17 protein-coding genes are annotated in these 21,906 nt (G+C 72.1%); 8 read left to right on the plus strand and 9 right to left on the minus strand.

The features are described 5' to 3' along the window. Positions 1 to 47: 47 nt before the first annotated feature. Positions 48 to 2,093 (minus strand): hypothetical protein, encoded by a 2,046-nt coding sequence (locus tag AB0I67_RS03655; RefSeq protein WP_357916989.1) that lies wholly within the window; start codon positions 2,091 to 2,093, stop codon positions 48 to 50. Between the two features lie 295 nt (positions 2,094 to 2,388). Between AB0I67_RS03655 and AB0I67_RS03660 the strand changes: the two genes are divergently transcribed. From AB0I67_RS03660 to AB0I67_RS03680, 5 genes are read left to right on the plus strand one after another with little or no spacing between them, the layout of a single operon-like run. Next, a complete protein-coding gene (locus tag AB0I67_RS03660) occupies positions 2,389 to 3,933 on the plus strand; it encodes an acyl-CoA synthetase (RefSeq protein ID WP_357916992.1) in 1,545 nt (514 codons plus the stop codon). After that, on the plus strand, positions 3,923 to 4,822 hold the full coding sequence (locus AB0I67_RS03665) for an OB-fold domain-containing protein (RefSeq protein ID WP_357916995.1): 900 nt from the start codon (positions 3,923 to 3,925) through the stop codon (positions 4,820 to 4,822). Before AB0I67_RS03660 ends, AB0I67_RS03665 begins: the two co-directional genes overlap by 11 nt. Then, entirely contained in the window at positions 4,822 to 5,814 is a 993-nt protein-coding gene (locus AB0I67_RS03670; protein WP_357916998.1) for a lipid-transfer protein, read from the plus strand. The genes AB0I67_RS03665 and AB0I67_RS03670 overlap by 1 nt, the downstream gene beginning before the upstream one ends. Then, on the plus strand, positions 5,807 to 6,955 hold the full coding sequence (locus tag AB0I67_RS03675) for a thiolase domain-containing protein (RefSeq protein WP_357917001.1): 1,149 nt from the start codon (positions 5,807 to 5,809) through the stop codon (positions 6,953 to 6,955). The genes AB0I67_RS03670 and AB0I67_RS03675 overlap by 8 nt, the downstream gene beginning before the upstream one ends. 16 nt (positions 6,956 to 6,971) lie before the next feature. Then, the gene (locus tag AB0I67_RS03680) at positions 6,972 to 8,540 is read left to right on the plus strand and encodes an acyl-CoA synthetase (protein ID WP_357917003.1); all 1,569 of its coding nucleotides are present in this window, start codon (positions 6,972 to 6,974) and stop codon (positions 8,538 to 8,540) included. On the opposite strand, the gene AB0I67_RS03685 is transcribed toward AB0I67_RS03680, so the two are convergent. Both AB0I67_RS03685 and AB0I67_RS03690 read right to left on the minus strand, forming a co-directional pair. Beyond that, positions 8,529 to 9,152, minus strand: a complete 624-nt coding sequence (locus AB0I67_RS03685; protein WP_357917005.1) for a LysE family translocator — start codon at positions 9,150 to 9,152, stop codon at positions 8,529 to 8,531. The two genes, AB0I67_RS03680 and AB0I67_RS03685, sit on opposite strands and share 12 nt — an antisense overlap. 4 nt (positions 9,153 to 9,156) lie before the next feature. Further along, a complete protein-coding gene (locus AB0I67_RS03690) occupies positions 9,157 to 10,044 on the minus strand; it encodes a LysR family transcriptional regulator (protein ID WP_357917007.1) in 888 nt (295 codons plus the stop codon). Positions 10,045 to 10,144: 100 nt separating this feature from the next. On the opposite strand from AB0I67_RS03690, the gene AB0I67_RS03695 reads away from it, so the two are divergent. After that, positions 10,145 to 10,663, plus strand: a complete 519-nt coding sequence (locus tag AB0I67_RS03695) for a cysteine dioxygenase family protein (protein WP_357917009.1) — start codon at positions 10,145 to 10,147, stop codon at positions 10,661 to 10,663. Here AB0I67_RS03695 and AB0I67_RS03700 read toward each other — a convergent pair. Then, on the minus strand, positions 10,642 to 13,464 hold the full coding sequence (locus AB0I67_RS03700) for a BTAD domain-containing putative transcriptional regulator (protein ID WP_357917011.1): 2,823 nt from the start codon (positions 13,462 to 13,464) through the stop codon (positions 10,642 to 10,644). The two genes, AB0I67_RS03695 and AB0I67_RS03700, sit on opposite strands and share 22 nt — an antisense overlap. A 52-nt stretch (positions 13,465 to 13,516) precedes the next feature. On the opposite strand from AB0I67_RS03700, the gene AB0I67_RS03705 reads away from it, so the two are divergent. Continuing rightward, positions 13,517 to 14,386, plus strand: coding sequence for an NAD(P)-binding domain-containing protein (locus AB0I67_RS03705; RefSeq protein WP_357917014.1), 870 nt, complete (start codon positions 13,517 to 13,519; stop codon positions 14,384 to 14,386). Here AB0I67_RS03705 and AB0I67_RS03710 read toward each other — a convergent pair. The 5 genes from AB0I67_RS03710 to AB0I67_RS03730 all read right to left on the minus strand — a co-directional run bounded on the left by AB0I67_RS03710 (position 14,341) and on the right by AB0I67_RS03730 (position 20,285). Beyond that, positions 14,341 to 14,871, minus strand: a complete 531-nt coding sequence (locus AB0I67_RS03710) for a helix-turn-helix domain-containing protein (protein ID WP_357917017.1) — start codon at positions 14,869 to 14,871, stop codon at positions 14,341 to 14,343. The two genes, AB0I67_RS03705 and AB0I67_RS03710, sit on opposite strands and share 46 nt — an antisense overlap. After that, positions 14,868 to 17,051, minus strand: coding sequence for a YhgE/Pip domain-containing protein (locus tag AB0I67_RS03715; RefSeq protein WP_357917020.1), 2,184 nt, complete (start codon positions 17,049 to 17,051; stop codon positions 14,868 to 14,870). Before AB0I67_RS03715 ends, AB0I67_RS03710 begins: the two co-directional genes overlap by 4 nt. Then, the gene (locus tag AB0I67_RS03720; protein WP_357917023.1) at positions 17,048 to 17,785 is read right to left on the minus strand and encodes an ATP-binding cassette domain-containing protein; all 738 of its coding nucleotides are present in this window, start codon (positions 17,783 to 17,785) and stop codon (positions 17,048 to 17,050) included. The genes AB0I67_RS03715 and AB0I67_RS03720 overlap by 4 nt, the downstream gene beginning before the upstream one ends. 432 nt (positions 17,786 to 18,217) lie before the next feature. Next, entirely contained in the window at positions 18,218 to 18,742 is a 525-nt protein-coding gene (locus AB0I67_RS03725; RefSeq protein WP_357917026.1) for a GNAT family protein, read from the minus strand. Between the two features lie 187 nt (positions 18,743 to 18,929). After that, the gene (locus AB0I67_RS03730; RefSeq protein WP_357917028.1) at positions 18,930 to 20,285 is read right to left on the minus strand and encodes a dipeptidase; all 1,356 of its coding nucleotides are present in this window, start codon (positions 20,283 to 20,285) and stop codon (positions 18,930 to 18,932) included. A 229-nt stretch (positions 20,286 to 20,514) separates the two neighbouring features. On the opposite strand from AB0I67_RS03730, the gene AB0I67_RS03735 reads away from it, so the two are divergent. Next, on the plus strand, positions 20,515 to 21,882 hold the full coding sequence (locus AB0I67_RS03735; RefSeq protein WP_357917030.1) for an aspartate aminotransferase family protein: 1,368 nt from the start codon (positions 20,515 to 20,517) through the stop codon (positions 21,880 to 21,882). Positions 21,883 to 21,906: the final 24 nt, after the last annotated feature.

Consider the following 21,906-nt stretch of genomic DNA (forward strand, 5'->3'; position numbering starts at 1 on the left):
GGGTACGGCTCGCGCGAGCCGTACCCCTTCCGAGTGAACTGCGGTGATCAGGCCTGCTCGGCCTTGCGGCGGCCGAACAGGGCCGAGCCGACGCCACCGGCGATCAGCAGACCGCCGAGCGCCACGCCGGCCAGCGGGCTGCCGGACAGGCCGCCACCGGTGGCGGCGCCACCCTGCGGCGTGAGGGCGAGCGACTGGGCGACGACCTTCGGCTTGACGGTCAGCTTCTCGGCGTCGGAGGCGCCGTTGACGTAGACCTTGAACCAGTACGTGCCCGGCTTGACGCTGGTGGGCACGTAGAACTTCTTGCCGCCGACGCCGTGGCCGTTGAGCTTGACGGTGAAGTGCTTGCCGTTCGGGTCCACGATGGTGGCGGTGCCCTTGCCGACGTGCTTGGTGAGCACGAGGGCGGAGAACTTGCCGCCGGCGTTGACCTTGTTGGTGCTCAGGACCAGGTCGACCTGGGCCTTGGGGGCCGGCTTGACGACGGTCAGGGTCGCGGTGCTGACCTTGCCGGCCACCGTGGCGAGCACGGTGTAGCGGCCCGGCTTGACGCTCTTCGGCGCGGTCAGCTTGACGCGGGCGGTGCCGTAGGCGTCGAGCTTGGCGTAGTGCTTCTTGCCGCCCGGGTCCTTGACGGTGACCCAGGTGCCCGGCTTGACGTTCTTCGTGGTCACGCCGGCGTAGTAGCTCTGGCCGGGGTGGACGAAGGGCGGCTCCAGGCGCAGCGTGACGCTGGCGACGGGGACCGGCGCGGCGACGACGGTGAGCGTGGCGGGCGCGCTGACCTGGCCCGAGGGCAGGACCGCGACGACCTTGCTCGCGCCCACGGCGGCGTCGGCGGGCACGTTGAGGACCGCGACGGCCTTGCCGTCCTTGACGGTGGCGGGGATCTCGCCGCCGGCCCACTTGACCTTCACCACGGTGCCGTCGGCGACGGCCTTGGTGGTGACGGAGGCGGTGGTGGACTTGCCCTGCACGACGGTGCTCGGGTCGAGCGTGAGGCCGACGCCCACGATCGGGGTGGCGCTCTCGCCGACGGTGATGCTGCCGACGGCCTTGCCCCAGCGGCCGAAGTCGGCGCGGACCTCGGAGTAGCCGAGCTTGGCGTCCTTGGCGATGGTCACGGTGACCTGGCCGCGGCCGACGCCGTTGCCCTGGTCCTTCAGCGGGACGTGGTAGACGCGCTCGAAGGCGTCGCCGCTCAGGATGGCGGTGCCCTCGCGCAGGTCGCCGGCGACGTCCACGACGACCTGCTCGCCGCGGACGACCTTGTCCTTCATGCCGATGCGCGGCTCGATCGAGGCCTTCTCGGAGACCTTGAGGTCACGCGAGTCCTTGCCGTAGCGGCCGGCGTCGGCGCGCACCGCGAAGGTGCCGCTGTCGGCCTGGGCCGGGACGGTGAAGGTGTACTCGGCGACCGCGTAGCCGTCGCTGTCGCCCTTGGCCTGCACCGGCTTGGCGCCGAACAGGTCGGAGCTGAAGATGACGTCGCCGGCGCGGGAGTCCACGTGGGCGCGGACGGTGACCTGGTCGCCGGCCTTCGCCTCGTAGGTGCTCAGGCCGAGCTTGAGCTCCTTGGCGACGTGGGTGACCTTCAGGTCGGCCGAGGCCGAGGTGTAGCGGGTGGCCGCGGTGACCTTGAAGGTGCCGCTGTCGGCCTGGGCCGGGACGGTGAAGGTGTACTCCGCGAAGCCGCGGTCGGTGGCGACGGTCTTCGTGCCGAACAGGTCGGAGCTGAAGGTGACCGTGCTGGCGAAGCGGCTGGTGTGGGCGCGGACGGTGACCTGGTCGCCGGCCTTAGCCTCGTAGGTGCTCAGGCCGATCTTGACTTCGGCGTGGCGCTCCTCGGCCGCCTGCTCGGAGGGCTTGTTCTCCGGGGTCTGGCCGTTGCCGGGCTTGCCGGTCTCGGGCTTGGACGTCTCAGGGGCCTTGGTCTCGGGCGCCTTCTTCTCGGCCGTCTCCGGCTTGGGCGTCTCGGGGGTGACCGAGGTCTGAGGGTCGGCCGGGACCGGCTCGGCCAGGGCGGGACCCGCGGTGAGGACGGCCAGGCCCAGGGCTCCGGCTACCGCGAGGGACTTGTTGAAGCGCATGTTCTCCCAATCGACGAGAACGGCGCGGGGTTCGTTGAGACCCCCGATCTCGGGAACACGCCGTCTCGCGGGGGCCATCCTCTCTCACAAATCACACCTTTAACGGCCAAAACGGACATAAGGTCAAGTTTCTTTGCCGTTTCATTACCTTTAGGGCACAAAGTGATCTCGTGGGTGATATCTAACCATGTGTCTGGGTCTATCAAGCGCTTGCTAGGGGAAGCGCCCCGGGGTTACGCTGCGACGGCGAACGAGAACGTGTTCTCGCTGTCGACGGACCGATGAGGGAGCTGCGATGGGCACGCTCGGATTCTGGAGACTCGCACAGGCCGACCCCGAGTGGGTCGCCGCAGTGGATCCCGACGGCGTCGAGCACCGCGCGGGCGACCTGCTGGCCAGGGCCAACCGGCTCGTCCACGGGTTGCGCGAGCTGGGCCTGCGGCCCGGCGACGGCTTCTGCGGGCTGGTGCCGAACGGGTCCGAGGGCCTGGTGCTCTACCTGGCCGCGCTGCAGGCCGGCTGGTACTACACCCCGGTCAACTGGCACCTGACCGGCCCCGAGATCGCCTACATCGTCGCCGACAGCGAGGCCAAGGCCTTCTTCGCCGACCAGCGCTTCGCCGCCGAGGCGGTCCGCGCGGCCGAGGTGATCGAGCCGCACCGGCGCTTCGCCTTCGGCGAGGTGCCGGGCTTCCGCCCGGCCGCCGAGCTCACCGCCGCCCAGCCCGCCACCCTGCCCGAGGACCGTACGGCAGGCGCGACCATGCACTACACCTCGGGCACCACCGGCAAGCCGAAGGGCGTGCGGCGCCGGCTCAGCGGCCTCGACCCCGACGACGGCGCCGAGCTGATGACCTTCCTGCTCTCGCTGTTCGGCATGACCCCCGGCAAGCCGAACGTGCACCTGGTGACCTCCCCCAACTACCACACCGCGGTCACCCAGTTCGGCGGCACCGCGCTGCACATGGGGCACACGCTGGTCTTCATGGACCGCTGGGAGGCCGAGGAGACGTTACGGCTGTGCGAGCGGCACCGGGTCACCAACTCGCACCTGGTCCCGACGCACTTCAAGCGGCTGCTCGCGCTGCCGCCTGCCGTACGGGACAAGTACGACCTGTCCTCGCTGCGCTGGATGATCCACGCGGCCGCCCCCTGTCCAGTGCCGGTGAAACAGGCGATGCTCGACTGGTGGGGCGACTGCGTCTACGAGTACTACGCGGCCACCGAGGGCGGCGGCACGCTGGCGACGCCGCAGGACTGGCGGGCGCATCCCGGCACGGTGGGCAAGGCGTGGCCGATCAGCGAGCTGCTCATCGTCGACGACGAACTGAAACCTGTTCCACCCGGCACCCCCGGCACCGTCTACATGAAGATGATGGGCGTCTCCTTCGAGTACAAGGGCGACGCGGCCAAGACCGAGGCCGGGCGGCTGGACGACTACTTCACCGTCGGTGACATCGGCTACCTCGACGAGGACGGCTTCCTGTTCCTCTGCGACCGCAAGGCGGACCTGATCATCTCCGGCGGGGCGAACATCTACCCGGCCGAGATCGAGAACGAGATCATGATCCACCCCAAGGTCGCCGACGTCGCCGTCTTCGGCGTGCCGGACGAGGAGTGGGGCGAGCAGATCAAGGCCGTCGTCGAGCCCGCGGCGGGCGTGGCCCCCGGGCCCGAGCTGGCCGCCGAGATCCTGGCCTCGCTGGACGGGCGGCTGGCCCGGATGAAGTGGCCGCGGACCATCGACTTCATCGCCGAGATGCCGCGCGAGCCCAACGGCAAGCTGCTCAAGCGCAAGCTGCGCGACCCCTACTGGGAGGGACACGGCCGTGCCATCTGAGGAGCCGCTGGTCGCCGAGCACGTCCTGGAGTTCCCCGGCGGCTACACCCGCAGCACCGGGCCGGTGATCGGGCGCTTCCTCACCGAGCTGCGCGAGCGGCGGCTGTACGGCGTGCGCACCCGCGAGGGCCGGGTGCTGGTGCCGCCGCTGGAGTACGACCCCGACACCGGCGAGGCGGTCACCGGCGACTGGACCGAGGTGGGACCCGCCGGAACGGTCACCGCCGCGTCCTGGGTCGCCGAGCCCCGCCCCGAGCACCCGCTCGACCGGCCCTTCGCCTGGGCGCTGATCAGGCTCGACGGCGCCGACACCGCCCTGGTGCACGCGCTCGACGCGGGCAGCCCCAAGGCGCTCAAGCCCGGCCTGCGGGTGCGGCCGGTCTGGCGCGAGCAGCGCACCGGCGACATCACCGACCTGGCGTGCTTCGTCCCCGAGGTCACGATGATCACCTCGGCGATCCCCGCGCGCTACCGCATCCGCGCGAGCGACTCGCTCACCCGCTTCCTGGAAGGCGTGCGCGACGGCTACTTCCTGGGCGCGCGCTGCGGCTCGTGCGCCAAGGTCTACGTGCCCTTCCGCACCTCCTGCCCGGAATGCGGTGTGGCCGTCGGCGAGGAGGTCCGCCTGCCGGACACCGGCACGATCACCACCTTCGCCATCAACAACCTGCCCGACCCGCGCGCCCCCGAGGTGCCGTTCGTCTCGGCCTACATCCTGCTCGACGGCGCCGACGTCCCGATGATCGCCCTGGTCGGCGGCCTGCCCGCGCACGAGGTACGGCAGGGCATGCGAGTGCGCGCCGAGTGGCTGCCGCCCGAGCAGCGCACCCTGTCGATGAGCAATGTCCGCTGGTTCGCCCCCACGGGCGAGGAAGACGTGGCCCTGTGATGCGAGAGGTAGCGATCGTCGCCTTCGCCCAGACCCGGCACACCCTCACCGACACCGGCCTGTCCGAGCCGGAGCTGCTGCTGCCGGTCCTCGACGAGGTGCGCGAGCGGACCGGGCTGCGGCGCTTCGGCTTCACCTGCTCCGGCTCCTGCGACTACCTGGCCGGGGCGCCCTTCTCCTTCGTCTCCGCGCTCGACGCGCTCGGCGCCTGGCCGCCGATCTCCGAGTCGCACGTCGAGATGGACGCCGCCTGGGCGCTGTACGAGGCGTGGGTCCGGCTGCAGCACGGCGACGTGGACACCGCCCTGGTCTACGGCTTCGGCAAGTCCACCCTCGGCGACCTGCGCTCGATCGCGACGCTCCAGCTCGACCCCTACTACCTGGCCCCCCTCGGCCTCGACCAGCTCTCGCTCGCCGGGCTCCAGGCCGCCGCGCTCGGTGCGCCGCAGGCCGAGCTCGACGAGATCGTCCGGCGGAGCCGTACCGACGGGCTGGCCAACCCGCACGCGCCCGACCTGCCGCTGGAGGGCGACGCCCCACCGGTCACCGACGGCGCGGCGGCGGTCGTGCTGGCCGCCGGGGAGGCGGCCAGGGAGCTGTGCGCGCGGCCCGCCTACCTCACCGGCCTGGCGCACCGCATCGAACCGCACTACCTGGGCATGCGGGATCTCGCCCGGTCGGCCTCCGCCGCCGACGCCGCCCGCGCGGCGGGGGTCGGCAAGGGCCACGTGGACGTGGCCGAACTGCACGCCTGCTTCGCCCACGAGGAGCTCATCCTGCGCCGCGCGCTCGACCTGCCGCCCGAGACCGTGGTCAACCCGTCCGGCGGGCCGCTGGCGGCCAACCCGGTGATGGCCACCGGCCTCATCCGGCTCGGCGAGGCCGCGCGGCGCATCCACGACGGCGACGCCACCCGCGTGGTCGGCCACGCCGCCGGCGGCCCCTGCCTGCAGCACAACCTCGTCGCGGTGATGGAGGCCGGCCATGGGTGAGCGGTGCGCGGTGATCGGCGTCGGGCAGACGCGGTACACCACCAAACGCCAGGACGTCTCGATGCCCGGCCTGGTGCGCGAGGCCGCGCTGGCCGCGCTGGAGGACGCCGGGCTGACCTTCAAGGACATCGACGCGGTCGTCATCGGCAAGGCGCCCGACCTGTTCGAGGGCGTGATGATGCCCGAGGCGTTCCTGGCCGACGCGCTCGGCGCGGCGGGCAAGCCGATGATGCGCGTGCACACCGCCGGCAGCGTCGGCGGCTCGACCGCGCTGGTCGGCGCCTCGCTGATCCAGGCCGGCGTGCACGAGCGGGTGCTGGTGGTCGCCTACGAGAAGCAGTCGGAGTCCAACGCCACCTGGGCGCTGTCCACGCACCTGCCGTTCAACGCCTCACTGGTGGTCGGTGCGGGCGGCTACTTCGCCCCGCACATCCGCGAGTACATCCGGCGCAGCGGCGCGCCCGAGCACATCGGCACCCTGGTCGCGGTCAAGGACCGGCTGAACGCGCTGAAGAACCCCTACGCCCACCTGCGCATCCCGGGGATCAACCGGCAGATGGTCGAGTCGACGCCGATGCTCTGGGAGCCGATCCGCTACCTGGAGACCTGCCCGTCCAGCGACGGCGCCTGCGCGATGGTGCTGGCCGCCGAGACCAAGGTGACCGGCACCCCGGCCTGGGTCCACGGCGCCGCGATGCGCTCGGAACCGATCTTCCGCGCCGGCCGCGACACGGTCAACCCGCAGGGCGGCAAGGACTGCGCGGCCGACGTCTACGCCCAGGCGGGCGTGAGCGACCCGCGCCGCGACCTCGACGTGGCCGAGGTGTACGTGCCCTTCTCCTGGTACGAGCCGATGTGGCTGGAGAACCTCGGCTTCGCCGCCGAGGGCGAGGGCTGGAAGCTGACCGAGTCGGGCGCGACCGCGCTCGACGGCGACATCCCGTGGAACGCCTCGGGCGGGGTGCTGTCCAGCAACCCGATCGGCGCCTCCGGCCTGATCCGGTTCGCCGAGGCGGCCCAGCAGGTGCGCGGGCAGGCGGGGGAGCACCAGGTGGACGGGGCACGGCTGGCGCTCGGCCACGCCTACGGCGGGGGCGCGCAGTTCTTCGCGATGTGGATCGTGGGGGGCAGGAAACCCTAGGCCCAAGGAGGAGCCGATGGAGTTCAACCACGCCGACCTGTTCGAGGGCCTGGCCGACACGATCGGCGACCGCGTGGCCGTGGTCTGCGGGATGGAGCGCCGGACCTACGCCGAACTCGACGCCGAGGCCAACCGGCTGGCGCACCACCTCCTGGCGCAGGGCGTCGGGCCGGGGCAGCACGTGGGGCTGCAGCTCTACAACGGCATCGAGTACATCGCCGGCATCCTGGCCGCGCTGAAGATCCGCGCGGTGCCGATCAACGTGAACTACCGCTACGTCGAGGCCGAGCTGAGCTACCTGTTCACCGACGCCGACCTGGTCGCGCTGCTCTACGACGCCGAGTTCGAGGAGCGGGTCTCCAAGGTCTCGGCGCCGCTGTTACGCCACCGGATCGTCGTCGGCGGCTCCTCCGCCACGGCCGTGCCGTACGGCGAGGCTCTGAAGGACCAGCCCTCGACCAGGGGCTTCCCCACCCGGTCCGGCCAGGACGTGTACATCATCTACACCGGCGGCACCACCGGCCTGCCCAAGGGCGCGATGTGGCACACCGAGGACCTGTTCATGGCCTTCGGCGGCGGCAACCCCTACGGCGAGCCGCGCGCCACCCCGCGAGAGGTGATCGACGAGGCGGTCAAGGCCACGCCGATGGTGATGATGGCGGCCCCGCCGCTGATGCACGGCGCGGCGCAGATGGCCACCTTCATCGCCTGGTGGATGGGCTCCACCATGGTCTACGTGCGCAAGTTCGACGCCGCCGAGGTCTGGCGGACGGTCGAGCGTGAGCGGGTCTTCACCATGAACATCACCGGCGACGCCATGGCCCGGCCGCTGGCCGAGGCACTGGCCGCCGGCTCCTACGACGTGTCGTCGTTGTTCGTGGTCAGCTCCACCGGGGCGATCCTGTCCGGCGCGGTGCGCGACCGGCTGCAGGAACTGCTGCCGAACGTGATGATCCTCGACAACTTCGGCTCGACCGAGTCGGGCTACACCGCCTCGGGCGTGGCGGGCTCCTCGCCGGAGAGCGGGCTGAAGTACCAGCCCAACTCGACCGCCCGGCTCGTGGTGCTCAACGAGAAGCTGGAACCGGTCGGGCCCGGCGAGATGGGCACCGTGGCCAAGTCGGGGCGGATCGCCTTCGGCTACTACAACGACCCGGCCAAGAGCGCGCAGACCTTCGTCACCGACCGCGACGGCACCCGCTGGCTGCTCACCGGCGACCTGGCCACCGTGCACGACGACGGCACGATCACCATCTACGGCCGGGGCTCGCAGTGCATCAACACCGGCGGGGAGAAGGTCTTCCCCGAGGAGGTCGAGGCCGTGCTCAAGGGCCATCCGGCGGTCTTCGACGCGGTGGTCACCGGGGTGCCGGACGAGACGTGGGGCACCAGGGTCGCCGCCGTCGTCGAGGCCAGGCCGGGCGCGGAACCCGGCGCGGCCGAGCTCGACGCGCACTGCCGGGAGCGGCTGTCCGGGTACAAGGTGCCGCGCAGCTACGCCTTCGTCCCCGAGATCGTCCGCTCGCCCGCGGGCAAGGCCGACTACCGCTGGGCGCGGAAGATCGTCGAAGCGTCAGCTCTTTGAGGCGGTGGCGAGGAAGGCGCCCATGCCCAGGTAGATGACGCCGCTGCCGATGTCGAGCCGGCGCCGGGCCCGCTGCGAGCTGCGCAGCCGCCCGGCCAGGCTGGACGACAACACCGCGAAGGCGCCGTCGGACAGCAGGCCGAGCCCGACCCAGAGCCCGCCGAAGACCAGCACCTGTGGCAGGATCGGCTCGGTGGTCGAGACGAACTGCGGCAGGAAGGCCAGGAAGAACAGGGCGGTCTTCGGGTTGAGCACGTTGACCACGAAGCCCTCCCAGAACAACCGCCGCTTGGAGTAGACCCGCAGCTCCGGGGTCTCGCCCGCGTCCTTGCGCAGCAGCGTGCGGACGCCGAGGTAGAGGAGGTAGGCGACGCCGAGGATCTTCACCACGGTGAAGGCGGTCGCCGAGGCGGCCAGGACCGCGCTGATGCCGAGCGCGGCGGCCACGATGTGCACCAGCGAACCGGCGTGCACGCCGGCCACCGAGACCAGCCCGGCCGCCCTGCCCTGCGTCACGCTCCTGGTCACGATGTAGACCACCGCGGGGCCGGGCACCAGCAGGATGCCCATCGTCATGGCGCTGAACAGCAGCAGGGTCGCGAAGTCCGGCATGCTCTCATGCTAGGGAGCCCGTCAACGGGTTATCGGCGGCCAGCGCCTCCAGCAGGGCGAGGGTGCCGGGCTGGTCGGGCGGCTCGCCGTACACCGCGGCCATGACGTGCCGGGTGGAGCCGGGTATGGCGGCGATGCCGACCTCCGGGTTGCGGTGCGCGCGCAGCGCCAGGCCGGGCAGCACGGTGACGCCCATGCCCGCGGCCACCAGCGCCTGCACCGCCACGATGTCGTCGCTGGTGAAGGAGATCGACGGCTCGAACCCGGCCTGCTCGCACAGGTCGAGCAGGTGGCTGCGGCAGCGGTCGCAGCCGGCGATCCAGGAGGCGCCGGCGTGCCGGGCCAGGTCCCCGGAGACCTCCAGGTCGGGGGAGACGAGGTAGCTGGGGTCGTCGAGGAGCGGGATGAGCCGCAGGTCGCCGGCCTCGGGCGCGGTGTCGTCGTAGCGGAAGATCACCGCGACGTCGACGCGGCCGGCTCTGAGCAGGCGCAGCGCCTCGGGCGGTTCGGTCTCGGTGAGTTCGAGGCGCAGGCCGGGGTGGGCGGTGGCCAGGCGGCGGGCGGCCTGCGGGACGAAGGTGCCCAGCGCGGAGGGGAAGGCGGCCAGCCGTACGCGGCCGGAGCGCAGGCCCACGTGCGCGGCGAGCTCCTCGGAGGCGGCGTCGAGGCGGGCGATGATCTCCGCGGCGCGCTCGGCGAGCAGGCGGCCGGCCTCGGTGAGCCGGATCCCGCGCCCGGCTCGCTGCACCAGCTTGGCCCCGGTCTCGGCCTCCAGCCTGGACAGGTGGTGGCTGACCGAGGGCTGGGAGTAGTGCAGGTCGCGGGCGGCGGCCGTGACCGAGCCGCGCCGGGCGACGGCGAGCAGGACGCGGAGCCGGATCACATCAAGCACATCTATATATAACCCCAAATACTTCTGTTGGACCTATGGGTGCGGCGCAGGGCACTGTAGGAGGGGAAGGAGAGTTGGCTCCATTCCCTAGGGGGAAACTATGAAAACCCTCGTGCGTCCCGGCCTCGACCACCTGGTCGACGGCATCCGCGAGATCGTCGCCCTCGGGCGGCCCCGGCGGGAGACCGCCTTCGCCGTGGCCGACCACCTGCGCGCCCACCTGCCCACGCCGGAGATCCTGACCGAGGACGAGCGGCAGGGGCGGGCCGACAGCTACCACTCCTTCCCGCTGCACACCGAGACGGACTTCTCCGTCGTCGCCGTCGTCTGGCGGCCCGGGCAGGGCACGGTGATCCACGACCACCTGTCGTGGTGCGCCTTCGGCGTGCTCAGCGGCAACGAGCACGAGACGCTCTACCGCGACCACGGCGACCACCTGGAGGAGATCGGCCGGGCCGACAACCGGCCTGGCGACGTCAGCGGCTTCGCGCCGCCCGGCGACATCCACTCGGTGCTCAACACCAGCGACGAGATCGGGATCTCCATCCACGTCTACGGCGCGGACGTCAGCGCCACCGGCAGCAGCGTACGCCGCGTCTACGACCTGCCCGTCCGCTGAGCCTCGACGCGGCGGCCGATCCGGTCCACGTCGCCGCGCTCGCCCGGCGCCAGCGGCGCGCCGACCGACTCCCGCAGCGCGCCGGCCTCCGCCAGCAGGCGGGCCGCCCGCTCGGTCTCCCCGGCCAGGGACCACGCCCCGGCCAGCCCTTCCTTCGCGAGGGCCACGGCTCGCGGATCGTTCGTCGCCTCGGCCGCGGCCAGGCCCTTGAGCTGCAGCTCCAGCGCCTGCTCGGCGTCCTCGCGCAGTTCGGCGACGAAACCCAGCTCGGCGAGGACGAACGCGGTGCCGGCCGTACCCCTGACCTGGTCGAGCCAGCCCAGCCACCGCCGCAGCCGCGTCTCCGCCTCGTCCAGCCGCCCCTGCCGCCGGGCCACCAGGCCCAGGCCGACCTCGGCGAACTCCAGCGCCGAGGCGTAGGACTGCTCGGTCGCCAGCCGCAACGCCCGCTCGTGCAGCTCGCGGGCCTTCGCGTACTCGCCGGTCAGCAGGGCGATCCGGCCCAGCCCGGCCAGCTTGAACGAGACGGTCGGCCACAACCCCAGCTCCTCCGCGTGCCGCAGCCCCTCCTCGCGCAGCTCCCAGGCCCTGGCGTAGTCCCCGGCGATCTCGGCCGGCATGCTCAGCGCGTCGGCCGCCTCCGCCTGCCCCCACCGGTCGCCCAGTTCGCGGAAGAGCGCCCGGCTCCGCTCCCCGTCGGTACGGCAGGCGCCCAGATCCCCCCGCGCCAGCGCCAGCCTGGCCCGGGTGGAGAGCGCCGCGGCCTCCGTCCAGGTGTCACCCGCCGCTCGAGCCCGCGCCAGCACGTCCTCCACCCGGCGCAGGGTGGCGGTGAAGTCGCCGTAGGCCCAGCGCACGTGCTCGACGAACCAGGCGGCCCGCGGCTCGGCGGTGGGCGCCTCGGCTCCGGGCGCGCCCAGCGCGACCGACAGGCCCATCAGCCACGCCGGGTCCCCGCCGGAAGCGGCCAGCGCGTCGCGGCCCTCGACCAGCCGGCCCCGCAGGTGCCGGTACCACGCCAGCGCGTCGGCCAGCCGCGGGTCGCGCACCAGCCGCAGGTTCGCCGCCTCCGCGTCCAGCCGCGCCAGCCACTCGCGCTGGTTCGGCCCGCGCAGCTCCGGCTCGGCCGTCACCGCGAGGCGGACGAAGTAGTCGTGGTGCCGCGCCCTGACCTTCTCCTCCTCGCCGGAGGCGGCCAGCTTCTCCCGCGCGTAGGCGGCGATCGACTCCAGCAGCAGGTAACGCGGCCCGGGCGCGACGCTCACCAGGGAACGCTCGACCAGCCTGGCGACCTGCTCGGCGCTCGCGCCCACCGCCTCGGCCGCCTCCAGGGTGCAGCCCCCGGCGAACACCGCCAGCCGGCGCAACGCGGCGCGCTCCGGCTCGGCGAGCAGGTCCCAGCTCCAGTCGATCACCGCCCGCAACGTGCGCTGGCGGCCCGGCAGCCCGCGGATCTCCGGAGCCAGCGTGGCGAACCGGTCGTCGAGCCGCCTGGCCAGCTCCGCCACCCCCAGCGCGCGCACCCTCGTCGCGGCCAGTTCGAGGGCCAGCGGCAGCCCGTCGAGCCGGCGGCAGATCTCGCTCACCTCCGGGCCGGGGCCGACGTTGGCCCGCGTGGTGAACAGCTCCACCGCGGCCTGCTCGGTGAGCGGAGGCAGGTCCACCAGCCGCTCGCCGGGCAGGCCGAGCGGCTGGCGGCTGGTGGCCAGGACGCGCAGGCCGGGCGCGGCGCCGAGCAGCGTTCCCGCCAGCTCGGCCGCCTCCTCGATCACCTGCTCGCAGTTGTCCAGCACGAGCAGCAGCTCCTTGCCGCGCACCGCCTCGGTCAGCGGGATGTCGTCGCGGATGCCGAGGGCGGCCGAGACCGCGCGGGCCAGATCGGCGGCCTCGCGGGCGGAGGCCAGCTCGACCAGCCAGACGCCGTCCGCCGCGCCGCCCGGCGGCAGGCCGGAGGCGGCGGCGAGCGCCAGCCGGGTCTTGCCCACGCCGCCGGGGCCGGTGACGGTGACCAGGCGGTCGCCGGCCAGCAGGGCCTGGACCCTGGCGACCGCCTCCGCCCGGCCGATCAGCGGGGTGAGCGGCGTGCTGAGGTTGGTGCGGGCGGGCTCGTGGCGGAGCATCTGCTGATGCAGCTCGGCCAGTTCGGGGCCGGGGTCGGTGCCGAGCTCGTCGGCCAGCCGTACCCGGAGGGACTCGAAGGCGGTGAGCGCCTCGTGCCGGCGGCCGGCGCGGTAGAGCGCCTTGAGGTGCGCGGCCTGCAGCCGCTCGCGGAAGGGGTGCAGCTCGGCCAGGTCGCCGAGCTCCACCGGCTCGCCGAGGGCCAGCCGTACCTCGGCCTGTTCCTCGACCAGGGTCAGCCGCAGCTCCTCCAGCCGGGCGGCGAAGGGCGCGGCGAAATCGAAGTCGGGCAGCACCGGGCCACGCCACAGCGCCAGCGCGTCGGCCAGCAGCCCGGCCCGGGTGGTCAGGTCGGCGGCCGAGCGCGCCTGCCGGGCCAGCCGCTCGAACTCGGTGCTGTCGAGCCACTCGGCGGCCACCCGGTAGCCGCCCGGCTCCCGGACCACCAGCTCGCGAGCGCCCAGCGCGCCCCGGAGCTGGGAGATGCGGGCCTGGAGCACCGAGGTGGCGTTGCGCGGCGGCTCGTGGCCCCACAGGTCCTCGATCAGCATCCCGGCGGGCACCGGCCGCGGCGCGTGCACGAGCAGGTCGGCCAGCAGGGCCCGGACCTTCGCGTCGGGGACGGCGAGCGGACGCCCCTCGGCCGTCCACACCGTCAACGCACCGAGCACCCCGAACCGCACCTCACCAGGCTAGCCGTAGGAAACCCGTAGCCCGTTCCTGGAGAGTCGCAGCATGACGAAGAAAGTGACGATCGCCGGTCTGGGCGCGATGGGTTCGACGATGGCCGCGGTCTACCTCGACCGGGGTTACGAGGTGTCGGTCTGGAACCGTACGGCGAGCAAGACCGAGCCGCTGGTGGCCAAGGGCGCCAAGGCGGCCGATTCGGCCGCCACCGGCGAGCTGATCGTGCTCAGCCAGGTGGACTACCAGTCGATGTACGACAGCCTGGGTGAGGCCGACCTGACCGGCAAGGTGCTGGTGAACCTGAGCTCGGACACCCCCGAGACGTTGCGCCGTGCGGCCGGCTGGGTGCGCGAGCGCGGCGGTGAGCTGATCACCGGCGGCATCATGGTCCCGCCGCAGGGCATCGGCCTGCCCGGCGCCTACGCCTTCTACAGCGGCCCCGAGCACCTCGTCGAGCAGCACCGGGCGGCGCTGGAGGAGCTGGGCGCGGTCAAGTTCATGGGGGAGGACCCCGGTCTGGCGATGGCCTACTACACGGCCAGCCTGCACATGTTCTTCTCCATCCTGGCCGCCTTCGCGCACGGCGCCGCGCTCGTGGGGGACATCCGCGCCTTCCTGCCCTTCGCCCAGGAGACCGCCACCGAGCTGGGCGGCGACGGCCCGATGGGCTATTTCAAGATCTTCGCCGACGAGATCGAGAAGGGCGTCTACCCGGGCGAGTTCAACAACATGCACATGATGGCCGTGAGCATGGAGCACATCGTCCAGGCCAGCAAGGACGCCGGCCTGGACCTGGCCACCCCGGCGGCGCTGAGCGACCTGATGAACCGCACCGTCGAGGCCGGTTACGCCGCGGACGGCCTGTCCAGCATCTACGAGGTGATCCGGCCGCGCAGCAGCTCCAGCACCATCGCGTGAACCTGCTCGATCGGGCGGTCGGGATGCAGCACCGACCGCTCGATCGACACGGTCAGCACCATGCCGAACAAGCCGGTCGCCGCCGTCTCCACCTGGCCCTCGGGCAGCTTGTCCCGCAGCTCGCGCACGTACACCCCGATCGCCTCGGCCCGCAGCCGGGCGATCGCCTCCTGCCAGGCCGACTGCCACATCTGGCCGAGCAGCACCCGGGCGAACGGGCCGTAGTCGGCGAAGAACCGGAGCTGCGCCATCACGGCGCCCTCCAGGTTCTCGGCCGCCGCCATCTCGGTGGCCAGCAGGCCGATGCCGTAGTCGAGGAGCTGCGCGAACAGCGCCTCCTTGCTGCCGAAGTTGTAGAAGACGGTGCCCTTGGCCACCCCCGCCCGCTCGGCGATGGCCTCGACGGTCGTGGCGTTGTAGCCCTGCTCGGCGATCAGGTCGATGGCCGCGGCGAACACCTTCAGCCGCGTCTCGGCCCGGCTCACAGAGCCAGCTCCGGATGCAGGCGCTTGAGCGACCAGGTGCGGCCCTTGTGCACGGCCAGGACCGTGAGCGCCAGGCCGAGGGCGAGGAAGGCGGAGAGCACCCCGCAAGCCTGCCACACCACGGTCAGCTCGCCGCCGCTGATCAACCGGCGCAGCGCGGCCACCAGCCAGCTCATCGGCAGCCACGGCGAGATGGTCTGGAAGAACCCGGGCGAGGTCTCGATCGGGTAGGTGCCCGCCGCCGAGGTGAGCTGCAACATCAGCAGCGCCAGCGCGGCCACCCGGCCGGGCGGCCCGAGCAGCGCGTTGACCGCCTGGACCAGCGCCAGGAAGGCCGCCGTCGCCAGCAGCAGGATGCCCACCACGCCCCACCAGTGCGCCGCCTCCAGCCCCAGCGCGAACTTCAGCACCGCGACCAGCACGCCGACCTGCGCGAACCCGAGCGCCACCGCCGGCGCCCAGCCCGCCAGCGCCACCCGGAGCGCCCCCGCGGTACCGGCCAGCAGCCGCGGGTTGAGCGGGCGCAGCACCATGTAGGCGATCATCGCGCCGACCCACAGCGCCAGCGGCACGAAGAACGGCGCGAACCCGGTGCCGTAGTTCGGCACCTCGTTCCGCACCGACTTGGCCAGCCGGACCGGGTCGCTCATCGTCTCGGTACGGCTGTCGCGCTCGGCCTGGTCGTAGTCGGGGATCTGCCCGGCACCGTCGCCGAGCCCCTCGGCCAGCTCCTTCGAGCCGCCGGCCAGCTTGTCCAGCCCCTTGTCGAGGCTGCTCGCGCCGTCGCCCAGCTTGCCCAGGCCGCCGCTCAGCTTGCCCACGCCGTCACCGAGCTGGTCGAGCCCGCCGGCCAGCTTGGCCGCCCCGGCCACCACCTTGCCCGCGCCCGCCTCCAGCTTGCCCGCCGCGGCGCCCACCTCGCCGACCTTGCCGTGCACGGTCGCCGCGCCCTCGGCCAGCTTGCCGAGCCCGTCGTCCAGGGTGTTGTACTGCTCGCGCAGCCCGTCCAGCTTGGGGCCGAGCTCCGGCGCGACCGCGGCGATGCGCCGGGCCTGCCGGGCCAGGTCCCGGGCGGCGGCGGGCAGGTCGCCCGAGCCGCTCAGCCGTTCCTCCAGCCTGGCGGCCTTGGCGGCGGCCCGCTCGGCCGAGTTCGCCGCGTCCCGCAGCAGGGACCGCACCTGCGGATCGGTCTCCGGGCCCAGCCCGTCCAGCGCGGCCCGGGCCGACTGCGCGGCCTCCTGGGCGCTGCCGCCCGCCTCGGCCGCCAGCCCGTCGAGCCCCGCCGCCAGCCGGTCGGCCAGCTCGGCCACCTGCTCGGCCGACTCGGCCGCCTGCGGGCCGTACTCGTTGAGGACCGGCACGTACTTGTCGGCGAGCTGGTTGACCTTGCCGCGCTGCGCGTGCACCTGCTCGTAGGCCTGACTGGTACCCGCCGCGAGCGCCCCCGTGCCCTCGCGGCGGAGCTTGTTGACGCCCTGCTCCAGCTCACCCAGCTTGTCCTGGAGCGTGGACAGTCCGCTGGTGAGCTGGCCGGCGCCGTTCTGCAGCTTGTTCACCCCGCTGGACAACTGCGCCGTCGCGCTGCTGGCCGACGCCAGGCCGACCTGCAGCCGGCCCGCGCCCTCCCCGGCCTTCACCGTGCCGTCCTGCAGCTTGCGCGCCCCGTCCGCCGCCTCCACGGTCTTGTCGTGGATGTCGCCGATGGAGATGAACACCTCGTCGAAGTAGCCCTGGATCGCCGTCCTGGCCGCCGCCGCGCGCACCTCGTTGAACACCGCGTCGGAGATCGACCCCATGATGTACGACCGGCCGGTGTCCACCGTCACCCCCAGCGACGCCGGGACCGCCCGGTCCGTGGACGGCGACTCCAGGCGGCTGCTGAAGTCCGCCGGGATGGTCAGGGACAGGTAGAAGCTGCCGTCCCTGACCCCGTCGGCCGCCTGCCGCGCGCTCACCTCGTGCCAGCCCAGCACCTCGCGCTCGCGCAACTCCTCGGCCAGTTCCTTGCCGTACTTGCCGGTGTCCTCCGTCACCAGCGCCACCGGCAGCCGGTCGAGGTGATCCTGCGGATCCCAGAACGACCACAGGTACAGGCCCGCGTACAGCAGGGGCAGCAACACCACCGCCGCCAGCGCCAGCCGCGTGATCCGCGCCCGGGTGAACCTGCGCAGCTCCCTCATGACAACTCCACCACCTGATCGGCCACACCCGCGACCTGCACACACGACACGACGACCATCAGGCCGCTTCCCTTTCGACCCAGCCCTCCGCGGGACCCCCGCTCGTCTTCGCCGGCGTCTCCCATTTCGGAGGCGGTTCCCTTGGCCACCCCTTGAGCCTTGGGGACGACACCCTGGACCTCGGGGGCCGCTCCGTGGGCTGCCGGCCCGTCTCCCGGCGCTGCCGCCGATCGTCCCCCTGAGGCCAGTTCCGTCAGCAGGGCCCACACCGCGGCCCGCCCACTCTCCGGCAGCCCCACGTCGACGTTGTCAGCCACGATCACCTTCGGCCGATCGAGCAAGGCCAGCGCCAGCCCCAGTCGCACCTGCCCCTCCCGATCCAGCTCCCCGACCGGCGTACGGTCACCCGCCGTGAACCCCACCCGCTCCAACACCTGCTGGTACGGCTGCCGCCCCCGCTCCCGCAGATGCTCCCGAACCGTCAACCGCCGATCGAAGTCAGTGACCCCATCCACCAGCGCCAGCGCCGCCACCTTCCGGATCGCCCGCCGCCGCTCCACCCCGGCCACCGACAACTGACCCGCCGACGGCCTCATCCGCCCGGCCAGCGTCAGCAACAGACTCGTCCGCCCGCTCCCACCCGGCCCCACCACCGCGGTGAGACTCCCGGGCTCCGCAACGAACGAGACCCCCTCATACACCCCAGCCACCGCCAGGTCCTTCGCGACGATCACTCCACGCACTCCTTTGAACTGACCAGTCAGTACAAAAGATAGCGCATAGGACACCACCGCTTCCCCGCCACCCCCTCCCAGTCGCCCGCCGCCGACGCCCCTGATCTCAGGGACGCCTCACGACGGCCTTGGGGAACCACGGCCCCCGCCTGCGCCTGGGGACCTCAGGCCACGGACCCCTACCTCCGTACGAGGCCTCAGCCTCCGTCTCGAGCCAGGGGCCAAATCTCGCCTCCGACCCGGGCCGCCCGTGCCGTCACCGCTGACCGACCCCCCAAAGGCCCCGCCGCCCCGGAAACAGCGAAACCCCCGGGGTCCGGGGCCGGAAGGCCCCGGCGGGGGTGTGGGGGGCTCGGCCCCCCACCGAGGGGAGCCCGAGCTCAAACGCGCGAAGCGCGCCTCAGACGAAGGCCGAAGTAGTTCAGGCGAGGGTCAGCGGAGTTCGCCCTCCAGCAACCCCATGAGCACCATGTCATGCCACTTCCCCGCCCGCCGGAAGGACTCCCGCGCAACGCCCTCCTGCACGAAGCCCACCTTCTCGTACACCCGCCGGGCAGCCACGTTCTCCGCCACCACCCACAGCGTGATCCGGTGCAGGCGCAGTTCGTCGAAGCCGTACCGGCACATGGTCCGCATGGTGTCGGTGGCGAAGCCGCGTCCCCAGTGGTCCTTCTCGCCGATCCAGATGTCCAGCTCCGCGTCGCCGATCTCGGGCTGGGCGTCGCGCAGCCGGACGGCGCCGATGAGCTTGCCGGTCTCGAGGGTCTCGGCCCCGAGCAGGGTGTTGCTGTAGGTGTTGGTCGGCCGTTCGAGGTGCCGCTTGGTGAGCTGGGCGAGGGATTCGGGCTGGCCTGCGCCCATGTACCGGATCACCTCGGGGTCGCTGCCCCAGCGCCAGAGGGCTTCGGCGTCGCCGGGTTCGAGGGGGCGCAGGCGGATCAGGTCTCCGGTCAGCATGGGGTTCTCCTCAGAGTCGGGTTGTCCCGGCATTCGTAGCAGGAGGGGATGCCGGGTTCCACCGAGTTTCCGTCCCGGCCCTCTGAACGCCGGAAGCCGAAGCGCTCGCCCTGGCCCCCCGAACCCCGGAAGCCGAAGCGCTCGGCCCGGGTCACCACGACCCGGGCCGAGCGCGACGACCGGAGGATCAGACGCCCAGCACCGAAGGCTGGCCGAGCTCGTGCAGGAAGAGCGCCTCGGCGGTAGCCGTACGACGGAGCTCTTCGAGGTCGACGCGCTCGTTCGGGGCGTGGATGTTCGCGCCCTCGTCCTCGGCGCCGAAGAGCAGGATCTCGGCCGCGGGGAACTGCTTGATCAGCGTGTTGACCAGCGGGATCGAGCCACCGGCGCCGACGTCGCGCGGGGTGCGGCCGAAGGCGCGCTCCATGGCGCGGTTGAGGGCGGAGCGGGCCTTGCCGCCGGAGTCGGCCTGGAAGCCGGAGCCGACGGTGAGGTCGCCGAAGGAGACCTGGACGCCCCAGGGCGCGACCTGCTGGAGGAAGCCCATCACGGTGTCGACCGTGGTCTTGGGGTCGCCGGACGGGGGGATGCGGACGGTGACGCGGGCACGGGCCAGCGGCTGGACGGCGTTGACCGCGCCGGAGACGGAGGGCACGTCGAGGCCGGTGACGGTGATCGCGTAGGAGGCCCACAGGCGGTCGGCCAGGGAGCCGGAGCCGACCAGGGAGACGCCGTCGAGGACGCCGGCGACCTGGCGGAACTCCTCCTCGGACGGGCCCTGCCCGAGGAAGGCGCCCCGGGGGAGGCCGGGCACGCGGATGTCGCCGTTCTCGTCATGGAGCGCGGTGAGCATGCGCATGAGCGCGGCGAGGGCGTCGGGGGCCGCACCGCCGAAGGAGCCGCTGTGCTGGGCGGTCTTGAGGGTGCGGACCTCGATGGTGAAGGCGGCCATGCCGCGCAGCGAGGTGGTGACCGAGGGGTCGCCGACCTTGGGGTTGCCGGTGTCGGCGACCACGATGGCGTCGGCGCGCAGGAGTTCGGGGTTCTTCTCGACGAAGGCTTCGAGGCGCTCGCCGGCGTACTCCTCCTGGCCCTCGATGATGACCTTGATGGTCACCGGGAACCGGCCCTGGAAGGCGCGCAGCGCGGCGACGTGCGAGATGATGCCGGACTTGTCGTCGGCGGCGCCGCGGCCGAAGAGCTGCCCGTCGATGAGGGTCGGCTCGAAGGGCGGGGTGTTCCAGGCGGCGGGGTCGCCGGCGGGCTGCACGTCGTAGTGGGCGTACAGCAGCACGGTGGGCGAGCCCGCGGGGCCGGGGGCCTCGCCGTACACGGCGGGGAAGCTGCCCTCGACCGGGATCTGCTGGACGTGGTGGAGCCCCACCGAACGCAGCAGCTCCTCCGTCACGGCCGCGGCGGCGAGGACGGGCTCCTCCGGGTGACCGGGAAAGGCCACGGAGGGGATGGCGACGAGGCGCTTGAGCTCCTCGACCGCCTGAGGCATCGCGGCGGCGACAGCGCTCTCGATCTGATCTGGTGTCACCGGACTACTCTCCCGGGGTCGTTGCGTGGGTACAGCTCATTGCATCACACACAGTTACCTGGCCTGCAAACCGGGCGTTGTACCCCGATAACCTACCTGCGGATTTCGTTGTTGTTACAAGTCGAAACTGCGAATACCTGACTTCTTGCAGAGTGTTGCCACGCTTTCGCTTGGCAATCCGCAGCTCAGCAGGCAAACTGTGAGCAGTCCGACACAAGGGAAGATACGTATGGACGTCCAGACGGCGGCCCAAGAGCATCTCTGGTTGCATTTCACGAGACACGGCGCGTACAGCAAGTCCGACATCCCGATGATCGTCCGGGGTGAAGGGGTGTACATCTACGACGATCGCGGCAAGCGATACCTGGACGGACTCGGCGGACTCTTCGTCGTGCAGGCCGGGCACGGCCGCACCGAACTGGCCGAGGCGGCCGCCAAGCAGGCGCAGGAACTGGCCTTCTTCCCCCTATGGTCCTACGCCCACCCCAAGGCGGCCGAGCTGGCCGCGCGCCTGGCGGAGCACACCCCGGGCGAGCTGAACCGGATCTTCTTCACCACCGGCGGCGGCGAGGCCGTCGAGAGCGCGTGGAAGCTGGCCAAGCAGTACTTCAAGATGACCGGCAAGCCGCTCAAGCACAAGGTCATCAGCCGCCAGGTCGCCTACCACGGCACCCCGCAGGGCGCGCTGTCGATCACCGGCGTCCCCGCCTTCAAGCAGATGTTCGAGCCGCTGGTCCCCGGCCGGGTCGCGGTGCCGAACACCAACCACTACCGCGCCGACGAGATCACCGGCGTGCCGGGGATGACGCCGGAGCAGTTCGGGATCTGGGCCGCCGACCGCGTCGCCCGCGCGATCGAGATGGAGGGCCCCGACACCGTGGCCGCCGTCTTCGTCGAGCCGGTGCAGAACGCCGGCGGCTGCTTCCCGCCCCCGCCCGGCTACTTCAAGCGGCTGCGCGAGATCTGCGACGAGTACGACGTGCTGCTCGTCTCCGACGAGGTCATCTGCGCCTTCGGCCGGCTGGGCACGATGTTCGGCGGGCAGAAGTTCGACTACGTGCCCGACATCATCACCTGCGCCAAGGGCATGACCAGCGGCTACTCGCCGATCGGCGCGATGATCGCGCACGAGCGGCTGTTCGAGCCGTTCAAGGCCGAGGGCGAGATGTTCGCGCACGGCTACACCTTCGGCGGTCACCCGGTGAGCGCCGCGGTCGCGCTGGCCAACCTCGACCTCTTCGAGCGCGAGGACCTGCTGGGCCACGTCACCCGCAACGAGCCGGCCTTCCGGCAGACGCTGGAGCGGCTGTACGACCTGCCGATCGTCGGCGACGTGCGCGGTTCGGGCTACTTCTGGGGCATCGAGCTGGTCAAGGACAAGACCACCAAGGAGACCTTCAGCGCGGAGGAGAGCGAGCGGCTGATCCGCGGCTTCCTCAGCCACGCGCTCTACGACGCCGGGCTCTACTGCCGGGCCGACGATCGCGGCGACCCGGTCATCCAGCTCTCGCCGCCGCTCATCGCGGGCCAGAAGGAGTTCGACGAGATCGAGTCCATCCTCCGAGGCGTGCTCACGGACGCCTGGAAGTTGTTGTAACCACCCCCCGCCCGGCACGACGGC

The sequence above is a fragment of the Nonomuraea sp. NPDC050310 genome, assembly GCF_040655795.1.
Taxonomy (GTDB): Bacteria; Actinomycetota; Actinomycetes; order Streptosporangiales; family Streptosporangiaceae; genus Nonomuraea.